The sequence below is a fragment of the Synechococcus sp. Nb3U1 genome (genome assembly GCF_021533835.1).
GTDB lineage: Bacteria > Cyanobacteriota > Cyanobacteriia > Thermostichales > Thermostichaceae > Thermostichus.
On record NZ_JAKFYQ010000003.1, the window covers coordinates 319,975 to 341,590 of the forward strand.

At 57.3% G+C, this 21,616-nt stretch carries 18 protein-coding genes and 1 tRNA gene; 15 read left to right on the top strand and 4 right to left on the bottom strand.

Annotated elements, in window-relative coordinates; translation table 11 throughout:
• Window positions 1–32 precede the first annotated feature (32 nt).
• The gene (gene ribD, locus L1047_RS15885; RefSeq protein WP_268836740.1) at window positions 33–1,172 is read left to right on the top strand and encodes a bifunctional diaminohydroxyphosphoribosylaminopyrimidine deaminase/5-amino-6-(5-phosphoribosylamino)uracil reductase RibD; all 1,140 of its coding nucleotides are present in this window, start codon (window positions 33–35) and stop codon (window positions 1,170–1,172) included.
• 177 nt (window positions 1,173–1,349) lie between these two features.
• On the opposite strand, the gene alr is transcribed toward ribD, so the two are convergent.
• Together alr and sppA are read right to left on the bottom strand one after the other, a co-directional pair.
• Window positions 1,350–2,660: an alanine racemase gene (gene alr / locus L1047_RS15890; protein ID WP_235280043.1), complete on the bottom strand. Its 1,311-nt coding sequence runs from the start codon at window positions 2,658–2,660 to the stop codon at window positions 1,350–1,352.
• A 30-nt stretch (window positions 2,661–2,690) separates the two neighbouring features.
• Window positions 2,691–3,731 (bottom strand): signal peptide peptidase SppA, encoded by a 1,041-nt coding sequence (gene sppA / locus L1047_RS15895; protein WP_235280045.1) that lies wholly within the window; start codon window positions 3,729–3,731, stop codon window positions 2,691–2,693.
• A 219-nt stretch (window positions 3,732–3,950) separates the two neighbouring features.
• Between sppA and L1047_RS15900 the strand changes: the two genes are divergently transcribed.
• The 14 genes from L1047_RS15900 to L1047_RS15965 all read left to right on the top strand — a co-directional run bounded on the left by L1047_RS15900 (window position 3,951) and on the right by L1047_RS15965 (window position 19,618).
• Window positions 3,951–4,023: transfer RNA gene (locus tag L1047_RS15900), tRNA-Ala, on the top strand.
• A gap of 200 nt (window positions 4,024–4,223) precedes the next feature.
• Complete coding sequence (locus tag L1047_RS15905) at window positions 4,224–4,928, top strand: AMMECR1 domain-containing protein (protein ID WP_235280047.1); 705 nt, start codon at window positions 4,224–4,226, stop codon at window positions 4,926–4,928.
• A complete protein-coding gene (locus L1047_RS15910; RefSeq protein WP_235280048.1) occupies window positions 4,918–5,682 on the top strand; it encodes a pantothenate kinase in 765 nt (254 codons plus the stop codon). Before L1047_RS15905 ends, L1047_RS15910 begins: the two co-directional genes overlap by 11 nt.
• A gap of 49 nt (window positions 5,683–5,731) precedes the next feature.
• On the top strand, window positions 5,732–6,877 hold the full coding sequence (gene aroC, locus L1047_RS15915; RefSeq protein ID WP_235280049.1) for a chorismate synthase: 1,146 nt from the start codon (window positions 5,732–5,734) through the stop codon (window positions 6,875–6,877).
• Between the two features lie 52 nt (window positions 6,878–6,929).
• Window positions 6,930–8,315 carry a DNA repair protein RadA gene (gene radA / locus L1047_RS15920; protein ID WP_235280051.1) on the top strand — a complete coding sequence of 462 codons (1,386 nt, stop codon included), beginning with the start codon at window positions 6,930–6,932 and terminating at the stop codon, window positions 8,313–8,315.
• Window positions 8,316–8,762: 447 nt separating this feature from the next.
• Window positions 8,763–10,229 (top strand): MocR-like pyridoxine biosynthesis transcription factor PdxR, encoded by a 1,467-nt coding sequence (gene pdxR, locus L1047_RS15925; protein WP_235280053.1) that lies wholly within the window; start codon window positions 8,763–8,765, stop codon window positions 10,227–10,229.
• A 184-nt stretch (window positions 10,230–10,413) separates the two neighbouring features.
• Entirely contained in the window at window positions 10,414–10,953 is a 540-nt protein-coding gene (locus tag L1047_RS15930; protein ID WP_235280054.1) for a pentapeptide repeat-containing protein, read from the top strand.
• 118 nt (window positions 10,954–11,071) lie between these two features.
• Entirely contained in the window at window positions 11,072–11,728 is a 657-nt protein-coding gene (locus tag L1047_RS15935; RefSeq protein WP_235280056.1) for an HAD family hydrolase, read from the top strand.
• Window positions 11,729–11,902: 174 nt separating this feature from the next.
• On the top strand, window positions 11,903–12,895 hold the full coding sequence (locus L1047_RS15940; protein WP_235280058.1) for a response regulator: 993 nt from the start codon (window positions 11,903–11,905) through the stop codon (window positions 12,893–12,895).
• A 4-nt stretch (window positions 12,896–12,899) separates the two neighbouring features.
• Window positions 12,900–13,196: a YlxR family protein gene (locus tag L1047_RS15945; protein ID WP_443081736.1), complete on the top strand. Its 297-nt coding sequence runs from the start codon at window positions 12,900–12,902 to the stop codon at window positions 13,194–13,196.
• A gap of 401 nt (window positions 13,197–13,597) precedes the next feature.
• Window positions 13,598–16,756, top strand: coding sequence for a translation initiation factor IF-2 (gene infB, locus L1047_RS15950; protein WP_235280060.1), 3,159 nt, complete (start codon window positions 13,598–13,600; stop codon window positions 16,754–16,756).
• Window positions 16,757–16,895: 139 nt separating this feature from the next.
• Window positions 16,896–18,716, top strand: coding sequence for a proline--tRNA ligase (locus L1047_RS15955; protein ID WP_235280062.1), 1,821 nt, complete (start codon window positions 16,896–16,898; stop codon window positions 18,714–18,716).
• Between the two features lie 22 nt (window positions 18,717–18,738).
• Window positions 18,739–19,347, top strand: coding sequence for a hypothetical protein (locus L1047_RS15960; RefSeq protein WP_235280064.1), 609 nt, complete (start codon window positions 18,739–18,741; stop codon window positions 19,345–19,347).
• A 7-nt stretch (window positions 19,348–19,354) separates the two neighbouring features.
• Window positions 19,355–19,618: a hypothetical protein gene (locus tag L1047_RS15965; RefSeq protein WP_235280066.1), complete on the top strand. Its 264-nt coding sequence runs from the start codon at window positions 19,355–19,357 to the stop codon at window positions 19,616–19,618.
• A gap of 72 nt (window positions 19,619–19,690) precedes the next feature.
• Here the strand turns inward: L1047_RS15965 and L1047_RS15970 are convergent, their stop codons facing one another.
• Window positions 19,691–20,833: a hypothetical protein gene (locus tag L1047_RS15970; RefSeq protein WP_235280068.1), complete on the bottom strand. Its 1,143-nt coding sequence runs from the start codon at window positions 20,831–20,833 to the stop codon at window positions 19,691–19,693.
• A 204-nt stretch (window positions 20,834–21,037) separates the two neighbouring features.
• The gene (locus L1047_RS15975; protein WP_235280070.1) at window positions 21,038–21,514 is read right to left on the bottom strand and encodes a hypothetical protein; all 477 of its coding nucleotides are present in this window, start codon (window positions 21,512–21,514) and stop codon (window positions 21,038–21,040) included.
• Between the last annotated feature and the right edge of the window lie 102 nt (window positions 21,515–21,616).

A 21,616-nucleotide genomic window follows, 5' to 3' on the forward strand; every position in this document is an offset into this window, starting at 1 on the left:
ACCCGCCCCATTTGTCGATGCACGGCTCGGATATGAATTGCCCCTTAAACAGAACACCAGAACTTCCTCCGCCTTCGAGCACAGATGAGCAATGGATGCTCCACGCAATCGCCCAGGCGCGCAAGGGCGAGGGTCTGACGCGCCCGAATCCGCCCGTCGGCGCAGTCCTTGTGAAGAACGGATACCTGCTAGCCGAGGGGTTTCATCCAAAGGCAGGCAGCCCTCATGCGGAAATCGTTGTGCTGACAACAGCGGGCGGGCAGGCGCACGGCGCCGATCTTTACGTCACGCTCGAGCCGTGCAGCACGTGGGGCCGCACGCCGCCCTGCACAGACGCGATCATCCGCGCTGGCATCCGCCGCGTGATCGCAGGGACGACAGACCCGAATCCCAAGCATGCTGGGCGCGGTTTTCAACTGCTGCGCGAGGCAAATGTCGCCGTGAGTGTGGGCGTGCGCGAACCCGAGTGCAGGGCGCTCATTGAGCCATTTGCGATGCTCCAGCGCGATAGCCGTCCGTTCGTCACGCTCAAATTGGGCATGTCGCTCGATGGACGGCTCGCGGACATGTATGGCCGCTCACGATGGATTACAGGTGCAGCCGCACGATCACAGGTTCATGCTCTGCGGCGGCGGGTAGACGGGATCCTGATCGGACGTGAGACCGCGCTTCAGGATGATCCCTCACTGCTGCCGAATCCCGCAGACGGGCGCACGCCGTGGCGGATCGTGCTTGATCCCCACGGACGGCTGCCGATGCAGCTCAAGCTCTTTTCGGATGCTCATCGACAACAGACGATTGTGTTCCTCGGGCCGGAGGCGCCTGAGCCGTATCGCAAAGCGCTGGAGACCCGCGGAGTCAACTGCGAGACACTGCCAACACAGAATGGACGCTTTCGGATGCGTTGCGTCTTGCGAGCACTGGGAGCACGCGAGCTGTTACATGTGCTCTGCGAAGGCGGCGGCGTACTGGCGGCAGCCTTGTTGGCGGAGAACTTGGTCGATGAAGCATGGTATTTCATCGCCCCCAAACTACTGGGCAGCGAAGGCCGTCCGGCTGTTGGTGGGCCGGGCTGGCCGCTAGCAGATGCGCCGAATTGGCGCATTCTCGATGTGCAGATGCTCCCGCCAGATGTTTGGATTCGGGCGAGGCCGCAAAGAGAAGAGGAGTGAACTGAACCATGTCTTCAAGTCTTTCTTCACATCCTTGTCTTCACATCCTTGAAATAGACAGAAGACGAAGGGAAATCGAAGGAGAGGTTGACAGTTGCTTTTTGAGGTGTCAACAACTGCACCCACAAGGGGATACGGCTTCTCGGAGGTGTTCATGAACTGAAACATTGGATATCATCAATGTTTCGGAGAATTCACCAGCAATCGTGGCAAGCGGGCGGAAAGGCCACACAGCAGTTCATAGGGAATCGTGCCCAACTGATCCGCCCAGTCCTGAACTGATGAGCCCAGGCTCGCCGCCTGCAGATTGGGGCCGAGCAATTCCACCACATCCCCTACCTGAATATCCGGTCTCTCCGTCACATCCCACATACACTGATCCATGGTGATTGTCCCTACCTGTGGGATCAAGCCGCCACGCACCCATCCCCGCAACCGACCGGAAAGCCGCCGCGGGATCCCGTCCGCATAGCCAATGGCCAGAGTGGCAATACGACTGGGGCGGGAGGTGATGTAGCGATGCCCATAGCTCACCCCTGTCTGGGCGGGCACCGTTTGAATGTGGGTCAGTCGTGCCTTCAGCCGTAGGATCGGCTGCAAACCCGGCACCTGCAAATGGGGAGCGGGGGGTAACCCGTAAAGCACCAGCCCTAAACGCACCCGTGCATAATGCCCCTGCAGATGGCTCAATGCCCCGGCTGAGTTATCTAGATGCAGGCTCGGCAAGGGATCCCCAGCCTGTTGAATCTGTTCGATAACCTGAGCAAAGCGAGTGCGTTGCTGTTCCATGGCCGGGCAGTGGGGTTCATCTGCTGTCGCCAAATGGGAAAACAAGCTACACCCCTGCAACTCCGGGATCCGACCAATCTGCCCCCACAGAGCTGCCGCCTCTGTCCAGGGGATCCCCAGCCGGGTCATGCCCGTATCCACATTCACATGCACCGGAAAAGGCCGCCCCGCCAACCGTGCCACCTGACACACCAGAGGGATCTGGTCGGTACAGGTGAGGCTAATCTCTAAGCGGGCCGCCATCGCTTGCCACAACTCCGCCCAGGTGTTCAAGGCTCCCAACACCAGAATGGGAGCCTGCAGCCCCATTTGCCGCAACTCGATCCCTTCTGACAGAGTGGCCACACAGAGGCCCTTTGCCCCGGCTGCGATAGCCAAGGGAGCCACCAACCTTGCCCCATGGCCATAGGCATTGGCCTTCACCACCGCCCAAATTTCTGTGTCCGCCGATAGCCGCGCCTGCAATAGCCGCAGGTTCTCCCGCAATTGGGCTCCATCGATCTCCACCCAAGCTCGACTGGTCAGCAGATCTGGGTCAGGCAGCTCTGATAAATCTAAGCCGTTGAGAGCCTTTGTCCCTGAGGCGGCTTCAACGGACAAGGGGCCTGCCAAAACGTCTGCAACAACACCGGCAACCGGCCTTGCCCCATTGCCCTGCAACCCTGGAGCTGCCATCGCTCCCATCGACGGTTGATTCACCTGTTCACCCCACAACACCCTTCAGCGAGGCTAGCGCAAAGCCCACTCCGGCGCCATCCACAACAGCGGTACACCTGGGATCCGTGTGGCCTCATTGCGCTCAAAAAATCTGGCCAACCCAGAGTTTTGCCCTTGTGAAGTCAGTCCCTGGCTTAACAGCCGCCGCAGCGTGCGTTGGAAGTTATCCGCCTCACCCCCCGGAGACAAGGAGGGATCCCCAGTCATCAAACGCAAATCCTCCACGGCTTCGGTATAGCCTCCCAAAGCATCCACCAAGCCCACTTCCAGAGCCTGTGCCCCCGTAAAGATGCGGCCATCTGCCAACTCTCGTACCCGCGCTTCGTCTAGCCCTTCCCGGCGGGCAATCATCTCGGCATCCAGCACCTCATCGGCCCCTTCTTCCGGCAAATGCTGACGGCCCTGGGCGACATCTCGAATAAATTGATCCAAGGTATTTTCCACCAAGTCCTGCAGCAGACGTTGCTCTTGAGGCGTAGCGGTGCGGAAGGGAGAGAGAATGTCCTTAAATTCGCCGGTTTTGAAGGTTTGGGGCTCGATGCCGTAGTTTTCCAGCAATTCGCCAAAGCTAAGGCCGCTGATGATTACCCCAATGCTGCCGGTTAGGGTGCCGGGATTGGCGTAAATCTTGTCGGCAGCACTGGCCACGTAATAGCCCCCGCTAGCAGCAATATCTTCCATGATCGCGATCACCGGTTTGCCCACCTCATGTAAGGCGGTTACGGCACGATAGAGTTCCTGGCTGGATCCCACCGCGCCGCCTGGACTGTTAATACGCAGCAGCACTGCCTTCACAGAGCGATCCTGTACTGCATCCCGGAGCTGATCTAGAGGGGAGGTGGGCAAACTGACAAACCCTGAACCGCGAGATCCGCCTATGGTTCCTTCTAGGTTGACCAACTCGATTCGATCGCCGCCGCGAGCTGCTTCAAAGCTGACACCCCCCCGAGGAGGTTCCGGTGTGGGACGTGTTCCCCCGATGATGGCGGCAATCAAGCAGATCACCACCAAAGAGACGGCCAAGATGTGATTGAGCTGGTTCCCTTGTGTCACGATCCCCTCGATAGCCACTGACTCCGTTCTATCACCCTGCAGGCCTCTCCGGTAATAAGAGGTCGTGGGTTAACGGACCCGAATCTATGGCATTGACTATTGACAGGGATCCCTTGCCTTCTTAGGATGAATATCCGGTACTTTTGTCTTCCAAAGCCGCTTCTCAAGTCACGGGCGTGGGTTTGAAAGGGGGCTTGCGGGCTTGTGTTTGTCTGATTTGGGGCTTTAGCTCAGTTGGTAGAGCACTTCAATGGCATTGAAGGGGTCAGCGGTTCGAATCCGCTAAGCTCCATAGTTTTCGATTCCGAACCCAGGCTTCTCCTGTCTCTTTTGTTTTGTAGGTCAAGTTCAACACCAAGACCCCGCGGGTACAGTCCGGAACTTATAGCCCCTGCTTATTAGTTCTCATTAGCTTTAATCTAGAGTCTGGAACAGTCTAAAGTTCCGTTAGGACTTCGTCCAAATTCACGAATTTACGAACGGGATCTGCATGTGGTGCCCACCTTCAAAACCCGTTTCACTGCAATCCGCTGGCTGTTAGGTGGTCTGTGTGTGCTTTTGGCTTTGGGGTTAGGGCTATTAACCGGATCTCCGCTCAGGACTGCGGAGGAGACTGCCCCTGTCTCTCTGCCTTTCCCGCTAGATGCGGATTCACTGCGGATGTCATCCCACCGTCAGGAACAGCCTTTCCCCGAGACCTTACCGGCGCTGGCGCGTCAGGCGATCGCCCACTACTTCGCCACCGGCCAGGTGCTGCCCACTCCAGACGGGATCCCACCCCATTGGCGACGCTCAGCAGGCGTTTTTGTAACCGTGAGCACCGACCGGCAACCGCGCGGCTGTTGGGGCAGTTTGGAACCCAGTAGCGGAGACTTAGCGACTGCCACGATCCGGGCGGCGGTGGGGGCAGTGAGTCGAGATTGGCGCTATGTGCCATTGCGAGCTACAGAACTGGAGACGGCTTCGATTCAGGTGGCGATGGTGCGGCGAGTGGTGCCCATTGTCTCTGTGGAGGGAGTGGATCCGACGCGCATGGGGCTGTTTATCCGGTCGGGTGCGCAAGGGGCGGTGTTGCTACCAGGGGAAGCCCTGACAACAGAATGGCAGCTGTCCACAGCCAGACGCTGGGCCGGGATCCCTGCTGGACAGCCTGTAGAACTGTTTCGGGTGGAGGCGGAGCTGCTGCATGAGTTTTGAGGAGGAAATCCATGGGGATCCTGCGGCTGAACTGTGGTTGGCGGCGGTGCTGGGCAATACCCATGTGCGCTGGGGCTGGTTTCAGGATCAGACATTGCTCAGAGTGGAACTCTTCTCTGCTCAACAGCCGTTGCCTTGGCCTGACCAGACAGAGCTTTGGCTAGTGGGGGTCGGCTCCGCCCCGGTACCAACGGGATCCAATTGCGTGCATCGATTGCAGCTGCAGGATGTGCCGTTGGGGAATCTCTATCCCAGCTTGGGGTTGGATCGGGCCTTGGCCCTTTGGGCTGCCGGAATCCACTACGGTTGGCCCTGTTTGGTGATCGATGGGGGTACGGCTCTGACCTTGACGGGGGCGGATCGGGCGGGATCCCTCGTGGGAGGGGCGATTTTGCCCGGTTTGGGGTTACAGACGCAGGCTTTGTCGGATCACACGGCTCGCCTGCCGAAGATCGATTGGGATCCTGACCTGGCTCTTCCCCCTCGTTGGGCCAACGATACGCCCACCGCCATTCGCAGTGGCATTCTCTACACGGTGCTGGCAGGTGTGCAGAGCTTTATTGCCGATTGGCGGCAGAGGGGTTCCGATGGGCCGGTGCTGTTGACCGGAGGGGATGGCGAGTGGCTGTACTCACAGCTCCAAAACAGCGGGACAGATTCAGACTTACATTGGGATCCCCATCTGGTGCTCCGAGGGATCGCCCAGTGCCGGCGGCTGAAACATCTGGCGAAGAACCCGCTGAGGATAAAATAAGACTCCCTGCTTGCAAGTACCACATCCTGCTGACACGACAAAGGATCCCATGGCCAACGGCAACTGCTTCGGTGTTTTATTTTCAGTAACCACCTACGGCGAATCTCACGGTGGAGCCGTGGGGGTGGTGGTGGATGGATGCCCACCGCGCTTACCGCTGACGGAGGCGGACATTCAAGCAGAATTGGATCGACGGCGACCGGGCCAAAGCCACATCACCACACCACGCAAAGAGGCGGATCGCTGTGAGATCACCTCCGGCGTATTTCAAGGGCTCACCCTGGGCACGCCGATTCATGTGATGGTGCGTAACCAGGATGCTCGCCCGCAGGACTATAGCGAAATGGCTACAACGTTTCGTCCTTCCCATGCGGATGCCACTTACCAAGCCAAATACGGGATCCGCAACTGGCAGGGGGGAGGACGCGCCTCGGCCCGTGAGACCATCGGCCGGGTGGCAGCCGGGGCGATTGCCAAGAAAATTCTGCGGCTGGCTGCTGGAGTGGAGATCCTAGCCTATGTACAGCGGGTGAAAGATCTAGAAGCAAAAGTGGATCCCGCTCAAGTGGCCCCAGAGCAGGTGGAAGCCAACATCGTCCGCTGTCCGGATCCCGAAGTTGCCGCCGCCATGATCCAGGCCATCGAGGCTGCCGGTCGAGAAGGAGATTCCCTGGGGGGGGTGGTAGAATGTGTGGCCCGCCAAGTGCCGCGGGGGTTGGGATCCCCGGTGTTCGACAAATTAGAGGCAGACTTGGCTAAGGCGGTGATGTCTCTGCCGGCCAGCAAAGGGTTTGAAATTGGCTCGGGGTTTGCCGGTACCTATTTGACGGGCAAGCAGCACAACGACGAGTTTTACATGACCCCTTCTGGGTGGCGCACCCGCAGCAACCGCTCTGGCGGAGTTCAGGGGGGCATTGCCAACGGCGAAGATATTACCCTACGGGTTGCCTTCAAGCCCACAGCCACGATTCGACAAGCCCAAAACACCGTCACCCTCGATGGAGAAGACACGGTTTTGGCAGCGCGGGGGCGGCATGATCCCTGTGTGTTGCCTCGGGCGGTACCGATGGTAGAGGCAATGGTGGCCTTGGTGCTTTGCGATCATCTGCTGCGGCATCAGGCCCAATGTGGATCTCTAGGGTTACCGGAGGGTTCTCTCCCTAACTCCCCAGAAACGGCCCAAGCCTTAAGGTAAAGCGGGGATTGCTTATCAGCAGATACCCTGAGAAGGTGCTGGGATTCCCATCATGGCTAAAGCAAAAACCGTCTGGGAATGTAGCAACTGCGGCGAGCGTTACCCGAAATTTTTGGGCCGTTGCGAAAACTGTGGTTCCTGGAACACCTTATCGGAAGTTGTTGTCGCCCCAGCACCCAAATCCTCCCGGGCCCAAGCCCTTACTCCCAAGTCCAACGGGATCCCTCAGTCTGCCCTCCCGATTACGCAGGTGCAACCGGATGATCACCCTCGCCTTGCGTCTGGCTATGGCGAGTTCGACCGCGTCTTGGGGGGAGGCATTGTAGCCGGATCCCTGGTGTTGATTGGCGGGGATCCGGGGATTGGAAAAAGCACGCTGCTATTGCAAACTGCCGAGCACCTGGCCAAGAGCGGGCGAATGCTTTACGTGTCAGGGGAAGAATCGGCCCAACAAATTAAACTGCGAGCGGAGCGCCTGGGGGTGGGATCCGAGCAGCTCTATCTCTTGGCTGAAACCGATCTGGAAGCGATTCTGCTGGAGATTCAGGCTTTGCAGCCTCGTGTGGCGGTCATCGACAGCATCCAGGCCATTTTTTGGGGGCAAATCACAGCCGCCCCGGGATCCGTCTCGCAGGTGCGCGAGTGCACCAGCCTGCTGATGCGGGCGGCAAAAAAATGGGGGGTAGCGCTACTGATCGTGGGCCATGTCACCAAAGATGGATCCCTGGCGGGGCCGAAGGTACTGGAGCATTTGGTGGATACGGTTTTGTACTTTGAAGGGGATCGCTTTCAAAGCCATCGTCTGCTGCGCTCCGTCAAAAACCGCTTCGGGGCAGCCCAAGAAATCGGCGTGTTTGAAATGGCGGAATCGGGCTTGGTGGAGGTGGAAAATCCCTCGCAACTGTTTTTGAGCAGCCGGGATCAGGCCACACCCGGAACCGCCACCATCGTCGCCTGTGAGGGTACTCGCCCCCTAGTGGTGGAGGTGCAGGCGTTGGTCAGCCCCACCAGCTACAGTTCCCCCCGCCGTACCCCCACCGGCATTGAAATGAACCGCTTTTTGCAGATCTTGGCGGTCTTAGAAAAACGGGTCGGGATCCCGCTCTCCAAATACGATGCCTACATTGCCTCCGCCGGTGGCATCAATGTGGCCGAGCCGGCTGCCGATTTGGGGGTAGCCGTGGCCGTGGCGGCCAGCTTTCGGGATCGGCTGGTGGATCCCTTCACCGTCTTGATTGGGGAAGTGGGGTTGGGGGGGCAGGTGCGCCCAGTCTCGCAACTCGAGCAACGGCTGAAGGAAGCCAGCAAACTGGGGTTCCGTCATGCCATTATCCCCAATAGCCCTGTGATGTCAGATTATGGACTGCGCCTAAGCCGGGTAAATCGGGTTCTAGAAGCCTTGATCGTTGCTTTACCCAGTTCCGAAGGTTCAGAGTGACAGACTCCCGACGTCATACCTTAGGTACTCGAACACCATCCCCTTCGCACCCTATTCTTGGGCGACTGAGACGATCTGCCTAGAGACTGAGCGATATAGCCTTTTCCGACTTCACACAGGCCCTTGAGCTAGGCAAAAAACCTGATGAAGCAACGGATTGACCTAAATCTGCTGTATCAGGCAACGCTGGAAAAAGCTGTATTTTGATTGATGTTCCGTTCCGAGCCTTGCAATACAACAGCAACCCGAAACTCTGAGAGAGTTGATCAGTATCTCTGGCTTGACGTCGAATCCGTTGCAGTCGAGTTTGAGGGGGTAAGCCAAACCACCAGACCAGTTCCTGAGTTTAACAACTGTACTGGTAGACTTACTGGCAACTGTACCGCTGGGATCCGTGCGGGGATCGTTTAGGCTGCACCTAAGGTGTTCTTCCTCCGGGTGAACGAGATGCGGATCCTGCTTGATCGTGATTCTTCTCAACCGATGTATCTGCAGATTCAAGATCGTCTGCAGGCTTTGATCCAGTCGGGATCCCTGTTGCCGGGGGAGCGGTTGCCCTCGATCCGCACCTTGGCCAAAACCCTACAGGTGAACAAACTGACGGTGATCGAAGCCTACGATCGGCTGTTGGCTCAGGGATTGATCCAGGCTCGCCAGGGATCCGGCTATTTTGTCGATCCGATCGGGATCCCGGCTCCCAGCAAACCGAGTGGCTTTGAGCCCGCCCAAAATGTGGTGCTTTGCGAGAGCCAGTCCAACCGTCCCTTCGCCATCTATGCCCGCTCGATCCAGGCCAAGCAACAGCCAGGGGTGATCGATCTCAGTTGTGCCCTGCCGCAAACCCCCCCCAGCGATTTGGCCCGCATCGTTCGTCGGGTTTCCAACGACAGCGACGGTATCTTTTTCTACGACGCCATCGAAGGACAAAGTCAGCTACGCCAACAGATCGCCAACCTAGTGCTGCAGTTGGGGCTAGAGGCCAGTGCCGATGAGATCTTGATTGTGAATGGGGCGATGCAAGGCTTGTCTTTGGCGATGCGACATCACCTACAACCGGGAGATTGGGTGGTGGTGGAGAGCCCGACCTTTTTTAGTACACAAGCCCTTCTGGAGCAACTGGGCTGTCGCCTGATCGGGATCCCGATGGATCGAGAGGGCATGAATCTAGACCTGCTAGAGCGCTACCTGCAAAGCCATCGCCCCAAGCTGATCTACACCATCAGTTCTCTGCACAATCCCACCGGCCTAACCACCCACAGCTCCCACCGGCAACAGCTGCTGCACCTCGCTGCTCAGTACAACTGCCCGATTTTGGAAGACAATGCCTACGAGGCTCTGCATTTTGGGTCTGCCCCACCTCCCCTCAAAGCCCTAGATAGCGAAGGCCTGGTCACCTACGTGGGCACCTTTTCCAAAACCCTGTCTCCTGGCTTGCGGGTGGGCTACTTGGTGGTGCCACCCTCCCAATATTCGGCGCTGCTAGAGCAGCGTTACCTGACGGATATTCACACGGCTTCTTTGCCCCAGGCAGTGGTGAGTGAATACCTGGCCAATGGCCATTATCGCCGCCATCTGCAACAGGTACGGGCGCGACTGCTGCAAAATCGCAACCAAATGCTCCGTGCACTGGAAACCCATTTCCCGGAAGAAGCCCGCTGGACGATCCCGGAAGGAGGTATGTACCTCTGGGTGCAACTGCCGGAACACTACCGCTTTCAGATGCAAAAGCTGGCCCAACAGGCGCGGGCCACCAATGTGCTGGTGTTGGAGGGATCCGCTTTTTTCCCGGATGGGGTGGGCTATCCAGCCCTGCGACTCTCCTATGCCAATGTTTCCCCCGAGATGATCGAAGTGGGGGTGGCCAGAGTGGGCTCCCTGCTGAAAACGCTGCATGAAGAGGTTAGGTTCAACTGAATAGAAGGGGCGCAAGTTTTGATGGGATGCGGTGTGAGCCGAGTCAGAATTTGGGCAGAACTTGGGCAGGATTAAGTTCTCTAAAGGGAATGCCAAAAAATCAGAAAGGCAATCCGCAATTCTCGGGTCATCTGGCAATCTTCGGGTTGAAATAGAGGTAACCTTCTTTGCGGGGGATCCGACCATGATGGATGTGGCCCAACTGCTTGCTAAGTATCAAGAAGGGGAGCGGGAATTTCCTTTGGCGGATCTGCGTCGGGTGGATCTGCGGGGAGCCGATCTGCGGGATATCAACCTGCATCGCGCCAATTTGTCAGGGGCAGACCTGAGCGGAGCCAACCTGACAGGGGCCAATCTGCGGCGGGCCATCCTGATCGAAGCCAAGTTGTCGGAAGCAAATCTCAGCCATGCCGATCTGCGGCGAGCCAGTCTCGACTATGCCCAGATGCAAAAAGCCAACCTCTCCAGTACCAACCTGATGTGGGCCACCCTCAACGAAGCGGATCTGAGCGAGGCGAATTTACAGCACGGATCCCTGCAACGAGCGGTACTCAAACGGGCCAACCTCAGCCATTGCCAATTGCAATCTGTGGATCTGATCAGCGCCGATTTGTCGGGGGCCAACCTGACGGCGGCCAACCTGACCCAAGCCCACCTGAATTTGGCGGAACTCAACCAAGCCATCTTCCAAAACACCACCATGCCTGACGGCAGCCTGCGGTAAGGCCCTCAGAGGGCTGGGATGTCCTTGGTAAAATCGGTCGGGTGATCTCTATCATGAGGGCTTTCAAAACGTCGGCCCTACCTATCAACACCTCGATTCTTCCCTTTAAGGATGTTGGATGGCACTCAAACTTGTGATCTTCGACTTTGATGGCACCCTCGTCGATTCCGAACCCGGCATTCTAGAAGCCATCTGTCATACCGTCGCGGCCCTGAATCTGCCCGAAGAAGCGATAGAATCCTGGCGGCAAATGATCGGGATCCCGTTGGAAAAACAACTGGCTGCTCTGCTACCAGAGGGCGCTCAAAATCGGATCCCTGAAGGAGTGGAGATCTACCGCCGCTTTTATGATGCCATTCGCTCCCTCCACAGCCAGCCCTTCCCCGGTATTCTCGAGCTGTTGGCCGATCTGGCAGAGCGGATCCCGTTGGCCATTGCTTCTAGCAAACGACGGGAATCGATTTTGCCCGTTCTCGACCAATGGGGTTACGGCGACCTATTTGAGCCGATCATCTCCCCTGCCGAAGTGACCTATCCCAAGCCCCATCCCGACTCCGTGGAGCGCATCCTCGCTCACCATGACTTGGCTTCCGATCAGGCGGTTTTAATTGGTGATACCGAGTACGACATCGAAATGGCCCGTCGTGCCGGTGTCGGGGCCTGGGGAGTTGGCTGGGGCATTCACCCCCTAGAGCGTCTGTACCAGGCTGGGGCAGACCGGGGCTTTCGGGATGTCCAGGCCCTGCATCAAGCACTTGCGGAACTTTGGGTTTAAGAGATTTGAAAAATATTCGGAAAATCCCTTCGTCCAGCTCAATTGCCTGGCAAGTTCGGTGTAAAGCCGGATGTTCTCTCCTGCAGGGGGGCACTAGTGTAAGAGTATTCTCATCGATCTGCCGCTGTGACTCCTATTTCCTTTGCCAACGTTGAGATGCCTGGGACAATCAGGATGCCCGAAACGACTGCTCTAGAGCCAAGGGATGTCAGCCACCTTTTGGTTGTCGATGATCAGCCCAACAGCCGCATGTTGCTAGGGGATCTGCTAGAGGGCATTGGCTATCGGGTGAGCGAGGCCGAAAGTGGCAATCAAGCCCTGCACATGTTGGAAACCTTTCAACCGGATCTGATCCTGTTGGATGTGATGATGCCGGGGTTAGATGGGTTCGAGGTCTGTCGGCGGATTAAAGCCAACGAGGAGACGCGCTTGATCCCAGTGGTGTTAATTACAGCCGCCAGCGATCGCAAAAATCGGGTGCGGGGCATCGAAGCAGGGGCAGATGATTTCCTCAGCAAGCCCTTTGACGAGTCGGAATTGTTGGCGCGGGTGCGTTCTCTGGTTCACCAAAAGCACCTGAACGAAGATTTGGATCATGCCGCTCAGGTTTTGTTCGTCATTGCCCGCAGCGTGGAAAGCCGGGATCCCACCACAGGGGATCACTGCGAACGCTTGGTGAAAATGGCCAAGGATTTTGGCGAATTTCTACAGTTGCCCCGTCCCATGATTAAGGTATTGGCTTGGGGGGGATATCTACACGACATTGGCAAAATTGGTGTGCCCGACGCGATCTTGGGTAAACCAGACAAGCACACCCCGCAAGAGTGGGAGGTGATGAAATCCCACGTCCTGATTGGGGAGGAAATTTGCCGTCCCCTGCGCACCATGAAAGAGGTGTTGCCTCTGATCCGACACCACCATGAACGCTGGGATGGCGGTGGTTACCCAGATGGCCTTAAGGGGGAGGAGATCCCGTTGGTGGCCCGAGTCTTTCAGGTGCTCGACATTTACGATGCCCTCACCTCAGAGCGGCCCTACAAACGTGCCTTCACCGTTCAAGAATCCATGGATACTCTGCGAGAAGAGACAGCCAGAGGCTGGCGGGATCCGCAATTGGTGGAGTCTTTTTTCCAGTTTCTTCGGTCGCGGGTACCCCAACTGGATTGAACCGGTGAGTAGGGATCCCTTACGTCGTTGTGTGGCCTGTCGCCAGCTGTTTCCCCGCTCCCAACTGTGGCGGTTGGTCAGGCAATTTGATTCTCACCAAGTTCTTCTGGAGGAGGGCATGGGACGTTCTGCCTATCTCTGTCGCCAGTTTGGATGTTTACAGGCAGCCCAACGCAAGCAACGGCTGAACAAAGCCCTGAAAGCTCCTGTCCCTGACGAATTGTTTCAACGCCTAGAGGCACAACTGGTGAGTAATCAGCCTTCCGATGAACCCACCGAGACAGTAGTCCATATAGGCTAACCCCCCGTCTGACGGAGGTTTTGGGCTGCTTCAGAACCTCTGTGAAGTTGGAAAAAGCTGTAAAGCTACACGGCACCCCAACTCACCTGTCAGAATAGGGATCCGTGTAGGGATCCATCTAGGAAATCTGAGGCAAGCCTGTTCGGGCCGCAGAAAGGTTATTCTAGACTAGCGCCTTAGACGTTTGTTCACTTCCCCGGTTGTTCCACTCTATGCCCCATGTGGATATTTCCAGAGCAGTTTCAGATCTAGATTCCCTCCAGTCCGGATCCCTGGAGGCCGACCCAGCTGTTCTCAATAAGCCTGAGGAAGAACCCGCAAATTCGAAGGGCTCACCCCCTACTGATTTAGGTTTGGATAGCGAAACCGACGAGGAAAGAGGAGCAGAGGCTAGCAGACGAATGACCGATAAAGTTCGACTTTACGATATTGCCCGTGAAATGGGGCGTGAAAACCGCGATGTTTTAGAGGTTTGTGAACAACTGGGGATCCCTTTCAAAAGCCACAGCAGCACTATTTCTCCGGAGCAAGCAGAGCAGGTGCGCAGCAAACTGAGCAAAGCCCGTCTTGTGCAGCCTCCTCGCCCCCGTCCGAAGGCACAACAACAGGTACAACAACCCGAGAGCCACCCACCCGAGCCTACCCCTGAATCTCGAAGTGGTGAGGGCCCTCGGCAGATCATCGGCATTCGTCGGCCTGTACCTGCTCAGCGGCAAACCCCGGCTGCTGAGGCTACTCCCCCCAGTGCTTCGCTGGCTGCCAAACCCTCACTGCAACGACCTGAACGGGGTTCTTCTGAAAAAAAGGTCTCCGGTGGCCATGCCCAGTTGATAGGCCCGCCGCGCCGACAATCTGGCCCCCTTGTCCGTCCAGATGAGGTGGCCCAAGAACCGGAGCCAACTTCTCCTACCCCGGTTCGTCCTGATCCCCCTGCCGCCAAAACCAGCAGCCCTGAGCCCAATCCTACTCCGGTGGCCAAACGCCCGGCTGTGCTCACTTCCCCTCGACGAGCCACCCCCGAGCCCGAGTCGCCAGTAGAGCGTCCTGAACCTCTACAACGCGCTCCTGAATCCAGTCGTAGTCGTCCCAGCTCAGAAGCACCCTCACCCAGCCGTCCCCGGGCTCCTCGTTCCACGGAAGAAGGGGCTCCTTCTCCTCAACCTGTGCAGCGCCCGCGTCCCCAACTGGTGGGTGCTTCCATGCGCCCTGGCAGTCGCCCACAAGAACCCCGCTCCCCGGTGGCTAAGGAAGAGGGTTCAAGCGGAAGTAGCGATACCCCTCGTCCGCAGCGGCGGATGGAGTTGGTGGGTCCCCCCACCCGTCCTGCGGCTAAGCTGACTCTCCCAGACCTGGATGACTCCCCGCGCTTACCAGGAGGGATCCCTGGCGAAGAACGTCCCAGCCCGGTGTTGGCGGATGCCCCTGTGCGTCCTGCAGTGCCCAAGGTGAAGCGCAAAACGGCTGAGGAGGAGGACGAGGAGTTACAAGCTCTCAATCGACGCACCACTCGCACTCAAGCCAAACGCAAACGCAGTCGTAGACGTGGGGAGGGAGACGGAGATCCACTGGATTTGGATCCCATAGCTATCGTTTCGGCAGTCAAGCAGGCGGAGCTGAATGCTCTCAAGCCACTGGCCCGTCCCACCGCTAAGCCCACCTCCTATCGGCCACCAGCGGCTGTGACGGTTAGCAGTGCCCGTCCTCGTCCGGCTGCTCGTTCCCAGCGACAAGTTGCCTCTGCCGAAGCCAACGCTGCTGATGTGGCAGCCGAGCCGGAAGAGAAGGTGTTGCTGTTGAATGGCAGCCTCACGGTGCAAGAACTGGCCCATCGCCTGCGTTTGGCCGAAACCGAGATCATCAAAACTCTCTTCTTCAAGGGGGTAATGGTAACCATCAACCAAGTGTTGGATGAGTCGATTGCCGAGTCAGTAGCCAGAGAGCTGGGCTACGAAATTCGGCGGCCAGAGGCAGAATCCAAAGCCAAGAAAACAGAAATGCTGGATATGGAGGATATTGACCATCTGGTCTTGCGTCCTCCCGTGGTCACCATCATGGGCCACGTCGATCACGGCAAAACCACCTTGCTCGATGCCATCCGCGATGCCAATGTCGCCCGGGGAGAAGCCGGCGGGATCACCCAGCGCATCGGTGCCTACCACGTTGATGTGGACTTCGAGGGAGAAAGTCGCCGTGTGGTTTTCCTGGATACTCCTGGTCACCAAGCCTTTACCGCCATGCGTGCTCGTGGCACCCGTGTGACCGATATTGCCGTTCTGGTGGTGGCTGCCGACGATGGGGTACAGCCACAAACCCTAGAAGCAATCAGCCATGCACGGGCCGCTCAGGTGCCGATCATTGTTGCCATCAACAAGATCGATAAACCGGACAGCCAACCGGATCGCATTAAGCAGCAACTCTCCGAGCATGGCCTGCTGCCGGAAGAGTGGGGTGGGGATACCCCGATGGTAGAAGTCAGTGCGCTGGCTCGCCTCAATCTCGATAGCCTGTTGGAGATGATCCTGCTGGTGGCGGATGTGGCGGAGCTGCAAGCCAATCCCAACCGCCCGGCCCGTGGCACAGTGGTGGAAGCCCACCTCGATAAGGCGCGTGGCCCCGTAGCCACCTTGCTGGTGCAAAATGGCACGCTGCGAGTGGGGGAAACCTTGGTGGCAGGGGCTGTTTTGGGCCGTGTCAAAGCCATGGTGGATGACCGTGGCAACCGTCTACAGGAGGCAGGGCCCTCTTCTGCGGTGCAACTGCTCGGTCTGGATGAAGTGCCGGCGGCGGGGGATGAGTTTCAGGTCTACCCAGACGAGAAAGAAGCCCGTCGCATTGCTCAGGAACGGGCTGATGCGCTGCGGCAAACTCGGCTGCAACAGGCGCTCCTCTCCCGTCGAGTCAGTTTGGGCAGCATTTCCGCCAAGGCTCAGGAGGGCCAGCTGAAGGAGCTGAACCTAATCCTGAAAACCGATGTCCAGGGATCCGCTGAAGCCATTCAGGCAGCATTGCAGGATCTGCCCCAAGAGGAAGTGCAACTGCGGGTATTGTTAGCCTCTGCTGGCGAGATTACAGAGACAGATGTGGATTTGGCGGCAGCCAGTGAGGCGATCATCCTCGGGTTCAACACCAGCATGGCCCCTGGATCCCGACAAGCTGCCGATGAGCAAGGGGTGGATGTGCGGGAATACGACATTATCTACAACCTGCTCGACGATCTGCGGGCCGCCATGGAGGGTCTGCTGGATCCGGAAGAAGTGGAAGAACCTCTAGGCCAAGCGGAAGTGCGGATGGTGATCCCGATCGGGCGCGGTGCGATTGCCGGCAGCTATGTGCTTTCCGGTAAGGTGCAACGGAACGCCTTGGTGCGAGTCCGGCGCAAGGGGGAAGTGATCCACGAGGGTCGCCTCGATTCCTTGAAGCGCTTCAAAGACGATGTGCGAGAAGTGGCTTCCGGCTTCGAGTGTGGGATCGGCGTCGATAAGTTCCAATCTTGGCAGGAAGGAGACATTATCGATGTATATCTAATGGTCTCGAAACGGCGGACACTAACTCCGGCCTAGACTAACCGAGACGGGCCTGAGCGGGTTAAGTTGTGGAGGCAGGGATCCCTGTGGGTGGGGGGATCCCTGCGGCAGGACGATGACGCTCCGTATCGTGCGGAGCAGGATGGAGATCTCAGCTTGAAGATGGGGAGAAGGAATGCGACTGAGCCAGATGTTGTTTGTGACGCTGCGAGAGGATCCCGCCGAAGCCGAACTAACCAGCCATAAGCTGCTGTTGCGGGGCTGTTTTATCCGGCGACTGTCCCCCGGCACCTACACCTATCTCCCCTTGCTCTGGCGGGTATTGCAGAAGATCTCGGACATTGTCCGGCAAGAGATGAACACCATCGGCGGACAGGAATGCCTGATGCCCCAATTGCAGCCGGCGGAAATCTGGCGGGAATCCGGTCGTTGGGATGTCTACACCCAAGCGGAAGGGATCATGTTTGCCCTCACAGACCGGCAGGGACGAGAACAGGGCCTTGGCCCTACCCACGAAGAAGTGATCACCCTCCTAGCCCGGGATCTGATCCGCTCCTACCGGCAGCTGCCCCAAACCCTCTACCAAATTCAGACCAAATTTCGGGATGAGATTCGGCCTCGCTTTGGCCTGATGCGCGGTCGGGAGTTCATCATGAAAGATGCCTACTCTTTTCATGCCGACGAAGAAAGCCTGCGCCGAACCTATCAGGATATGTATCGCGCCTACAGTCGCATTCTCAGCCGCTGTGGGCTGCAATTTCGCGTGGTGGATGCCGATGCCGGGGCGATTGGCGGGCCTTCAGCAGCTTCCCAGGAATTTATGGTGCTGGCCTCTGCCGGAGAAGATGACATTCTCTACACCCCCGATGGCTCCTATGCGGCTAACGTGGAAAAGGCAGTGTCTATCCCGCCGGAGGCCGCTTCCTCTCCTTATGATCCTGTTCAGACTCTGGACACCCCCGACACAGAAACAATTGATAAATTGGCGGACTTCCTCAAGATTTCTCCCACGATCATTCTCAAAAATATCCTCTACCAAGCCCTTTACGACAACGGGATGCGGGTGGCGGTGCTCCTGAGCATTCGGGCCGACCAACAGGTGAATGAGGTAAAACTGTCCAATCATCTCAGCCGCTTGGCGGATCGCTACAAAGCCAGCAAATTGCTCACCCTCACCCTGGCCGATGCCGATACCCAAAACAGTTGGCAGGGGGATCCGATTCCTGTGGGTTATATCGCCCCCGATTTGCCGGATAGCTGCCTGGGCAAAAAACAGGAAAACCTAGCCCCAAAAATCTTGCGGTTGGCGGATCAAACGGCAGCCCTGATGAAAAACTTTGTGACAGGAGCCAACCAACCCGGCAAGCATGTAGGGGGGGTGAACTGGGGCGAACAATACCCTTTACCAGAAGTAGTAGATGTGCGCAAAGCCCAAGCAGGGGATCGCTCCCTCCTCAACCCGGAACAGATCCTGGAAACCACCCGCGGCATTGAGATCGGCCATATCTTCCAGTTGGGGCGCAAATTTTCGGTTCCCATGCAGGCCACCTTCACCGACGAACAGGGATCCGAGCATCCCCTGTGGATGGGTTGCTACGGCATTGGCGTGTCTCGCTTGGCCCAAGCCGCCGTGGAACAATCCCACGATGCCAATGGCATCATCTGGCCGGTGGCCATTGCCCCCTATCACGTGGTGGTGGTGGTGCCCAACATCTCCGATGAACAGCAGATGAGCGTGGCGGAAAAGCTAGTCATGGAGCTGACCGCCGCCGGCATTGAAACCCTCTGGGATGACCGGGATGAGCGGGCGGGCGTGAAATTCAAAGATGCGGAACTGATCGGGATCCCCTATCGAATCACCACAGGCCGCAGCCTCAAGCAGGGCAAAGTGGAACTGACCGAACGGGCCACTGGCCAAGCCACCGAAGTGCCTATTGAAGAGGTAGTAACCACCCTCAAAGAGCGGATCGAGGCGGCCTTGGCTGTGCCAGACTGAGCGTGGTTTCCGTTGAGCCAAAATGCTGAACATCTCGATCCTGAAAGAAGACGAATCCTATACGTTTCGCTCTTATTTCGAGATGCCCTATGAGCCAGACGAAATTCTGGCTCAATTCGGCTATCAACTGGACATTGGGGAATGGGAATGGCCCGCCGCCCCTGCCCCACCCCAAACCCAAACCCTGAAAGAACGAATCCGGCAACTACTGCCTCTAGTCAGCCTTAGTAGCGAAACGGCGCGGCGAGAATTGCTGGTTGCCCCTGTACTCACCGAAGTGGCCCTCCACTGTCGAGTCCCTTTGCGGTTGGAGTATCCCTTGATAGTGAGTAATTGGCTGAAGGGCAGCCTTGATTACCTCATGCGAGGGAAGAATACCCTGTTGGTGGTTGAGGCCAAAAAAGATGACCTAACCCGGGGATTTGTGCAGATGGCCGTTGAGATGATCGCCCTCGCTCAAGTGGAACAACACCATATTTACGGTGCGGTGACCCTGGGATCCATCTGGCAATTCGGCCAAATTCTTTTAGAGGAAAAGGTGATTAAGCAGGATTTGACCTTGTACCGAGTACCTGAGGAACTAGAGACCATTGCGGGTATTCTCACTGGAATTGTTGGTAACAGTCGCTAATAATTTTATGAATCGAGAAACGGGCTGGTTTGGGCTGAAGTTAATGGTGGCTGCCGCCGGAATCAGTGTGGCGGTAAAATACGGCGGCCCTTATTTGGCCTTACCTGAAGAAATGCCAGTGGTGATCGGTATGATCCTTCTACCTACCCTAGTCCTGTCCGGGATCCTGTGGCGCTGGCAACTCCAGTCCTCTACTGTTCCAGAAAGGCAGGGATCCCTTGCCTCCCAAGAAGAGGAGACAGAAAAAAACCCCCAACCCGATTCAGATTGAGAGCTTAATTGTAGTAGAAACAGATTTCAGGATTGCCAGACCGTCAGCGTCTTGAAATGGGCCTGAACCAACTTACTGCTGGGTGAGACGCAAGGTTACGGTTGGGCTGGTTTGGCTGCCGGAGGTAGCCGAGAGATTCACCTGATACACCGTGCCAGAAGCGGGAATAGCAGGCCGAACAGTGACGGTGAAACGCCCCTGAGCATCCGCCTGTACGGTTTGGTTAGCCACAGTCTGTTGGGCACTGATGATGCCGCCCAAAGAGGTAGAGGCCGTCACATTCACCCGCACCGAAGCATTGGGAGCTGTGGTTCCTTGCAGCGTGAAAGAGGAACCAGAAACCCGATCCCCATCCCGCACATTGGTGATCTGGGGTAGTAGCGGGCTGCTAGTCGGGGTGCTGACCGTAGCCGAAACCTCCTGGGTGGTCAGCCGCTGCACACCGCCGGTAGCCCCTTCGATCAATCGAGCCGGTTGCTCTGCGGTCATGAAGCGCACTTGACCGCTATTTTCCAAGCGAGCGACGACGATTCCCTCACGGGTGGTATCTTTGGCCTCGATCAGGGCATTCACCACGTAAGTGCCGCTAGAAACCTCTTGGGCTTGCAGGGTTTGCACCTGCCGTCCATCCTGTACCAAATACACCGTTACCCGGCTGGAGGGAGTACCTTGTACCGTCACCAGCAGGATTTCACCGGCAGCTAGGGGGCGATTGCCAGCGTTGTGATCTACCAAATCGATGGAAGCCCGGATGGGGCTGCCGACATTAAAGCTCCAGGTGACGCGACGGGTCACCCCTTGGGTATTGGTGAACTCCAACAAGACTTCACGGCGGCCCGCAGGCAAGGGCTGAGCAGGGCGGTAGGTGAAAAAGTCTCTAGTAATCACCGACTGAGAGGTAACATCTTGCCCATCCACAAAAATCTTCACCGTTTCCGGACGTACACTAACACCGTCTTGGGTACGAAAGGAGGCTGAAATCGGAGAACCCGGTTCTACATTGGTGGCCGCTTGAGCTGGGCTGGGATCCGTAATTTGCTGGGCCCTCACCGGGAGGCCCGACAACCCCACAACCGCAGCGCCGATCACCAAGGCACGGGGAAACCAGGAATGAGAGTTATCGCTCATGAGACCATCCAAAAGAAGAAAAGATAAGAACAGATAGACCACATAGATGACGGGCACAGGGGCTGTCAGGACATCGACCTCGATCATCCTGTTCGCATCCTGTCATGGGAGCTTTCCCCTGTCGATACGCCTGACCCACAGATTTACCCTCCTATAGGCTCAACCCCAGCGTCAGGCTTGAGCAAGCTCAGTTGCCATCTGCCGTGCGGGATCCCGCCTCCATCTTTGCAAAGTATAGAAAGCAGCCGTGAAAATGGTGTGAAGGGATCCATTTTGATCGGTTCAACCGAATCAATTCACGAAAATCGCCCCTGTTGCTTGCAGATCCAGGCAATGATCGCCGGAGACATCATTCACCAGGCGCACTTCTACCGTAATCACATTCGTGGGATCCACACTTACCCGATAGCCTACGGGAGCCAACATCGGCGTGTTAATGGCCATGCAGTTGGGGATCCGGTAGTTGCTCAGGCGCAGGGTTTCTTCTGGAGGAAATTCAAACACCTCCCGCCGCGGATCTGTAAAGCCATATTCCAAAGGCAATCCCGTCCGGTTAATGATCACCAGCTCAGAAGGGCGGTCAGGGTTAAAGCGAGCCACCGGGCGATTGAACACCGTTTGATCCACACCCACCGGTAATTGGGGCAAGGCAACCGTCTCGAAAGCAGGTTGAGCTGCAACAAAGTCGTCTTGATGCAAAAGTTGACCACTCACCCAGCCGCCCACTAGAGCAGCCATCATTAAGCCAATTCTACTGAAATGCTTCATGCTTCGCCTCAGAATGCGCCCTAAAAGCCATGAACAGGAATAACAAGGTTTGCTCTACCCAGATTAACGGGTAAGAGGCTAGCCACTATTGCTTGTATTGTT

What these genes read in the sequence shown, in the direction of transcription:
- aroC (WP_235280049.1), top strand. Translation starts at nt 5,732, where the DNA reads ATGGCCAACGGCAACTGCTTCGGTGTTTTATTTTCAGTAACCACCTAC.
- L1047_RS15955 (WP_235280062.1), top strand. Translation starts at nt 16,896, where the DNA reads ATGCGACTGAGCCAGATGTTGTTTGTGACGCTGCGAGAGGATCCCGCC.
- L1047_RS15965 (WP_235280066.1), top strand. Translation starts at nt 19,355, where the DNA reads ATGAATCGAGAAACGGGCTGGTTTGGGCTGAAGTTAATGGTGGCTGCC.
- L1047_RS15940 (WP_235280058.1), top strand. Translation starts at nt 11,903, where the DNA reads ATGCCCGAAACGACTGCTCTAGAGCCAAGGGATGTCAGCCACCTTTTG.
- L1047_RS15910 (WP_235280048.1), top strand. Translation starts at nt 4,918, where the DNA reads ATGAGTTTTGAGGAGGAAATCCATGGGGATCCTGCGGCTGAACTGTGG.
- L1047_RS15935 (WP_235280056.1), top strand. Translation starts at nt 11,072, where the DNA reads ATGGCACTCAAACTTGTGATCTTCGACTTTGATGGCACCCTCGTCGAT.
- pdxR (WP_235280053.1), top strand. Translation starts at nt 8,763, where the DNA reads ATGCGGATCCTGCTTGATCGTGATTCTTCTCAACCGATGTATCTGCAG.
- infB (WP_235280060.1), top strand. Translation starts at nt 13,598, where the DNA reads ATGACCGATAAAGTTCGACTTTACGATATTGCCCGTGAAATGGGGCGT.
- radA (WP_235280051.1), top strand. Translation starts at nt 6,930, where the DNA reads ATGGCTAAAGCAAAAACCGTCTGGGAATGTAGCAACTGCGGCGAGCGT.
- L1047_RS15975 (WP_235280070.1), bottom strand. Translation starts at nt 21,514, where the DNA reads ATGAAGCATTTCAGTAGAATTGGCTTAATGATGGCTGCTCTAGTGGGC.
- L1047_RS15930 (WP_235280054.1), top strand. Translation starts at nt 10,414, where the DNA reads ATGATGGATGTGGCCCAACTGCTTGCTAAGTATCAAGAAGGGGAGCGG.
- L1047_RS15960 (WP_235280064.1), top strand. Translation starts at nt 18,739, where the DNA reads ATGCTGAACATCTCGATCCTGAAAGAAGACGAATCCTATACGTTTCGC.
- ribD (WP_268836740.1), top strand. Translation starts at nt 33, where the DNA reads ATGAATTGCCCCTTAAACAGAACACCAGAACTTCCTCCGCCTTCGAGC.
- L1047_RS15970 (WP_235280068.1), bottom strand. Translation starts at nt 20,833, where the DNA reads ATGATCGAGGTCGATGTCCTGACAGCCCCTGTGCCCGTCATCTATGTG.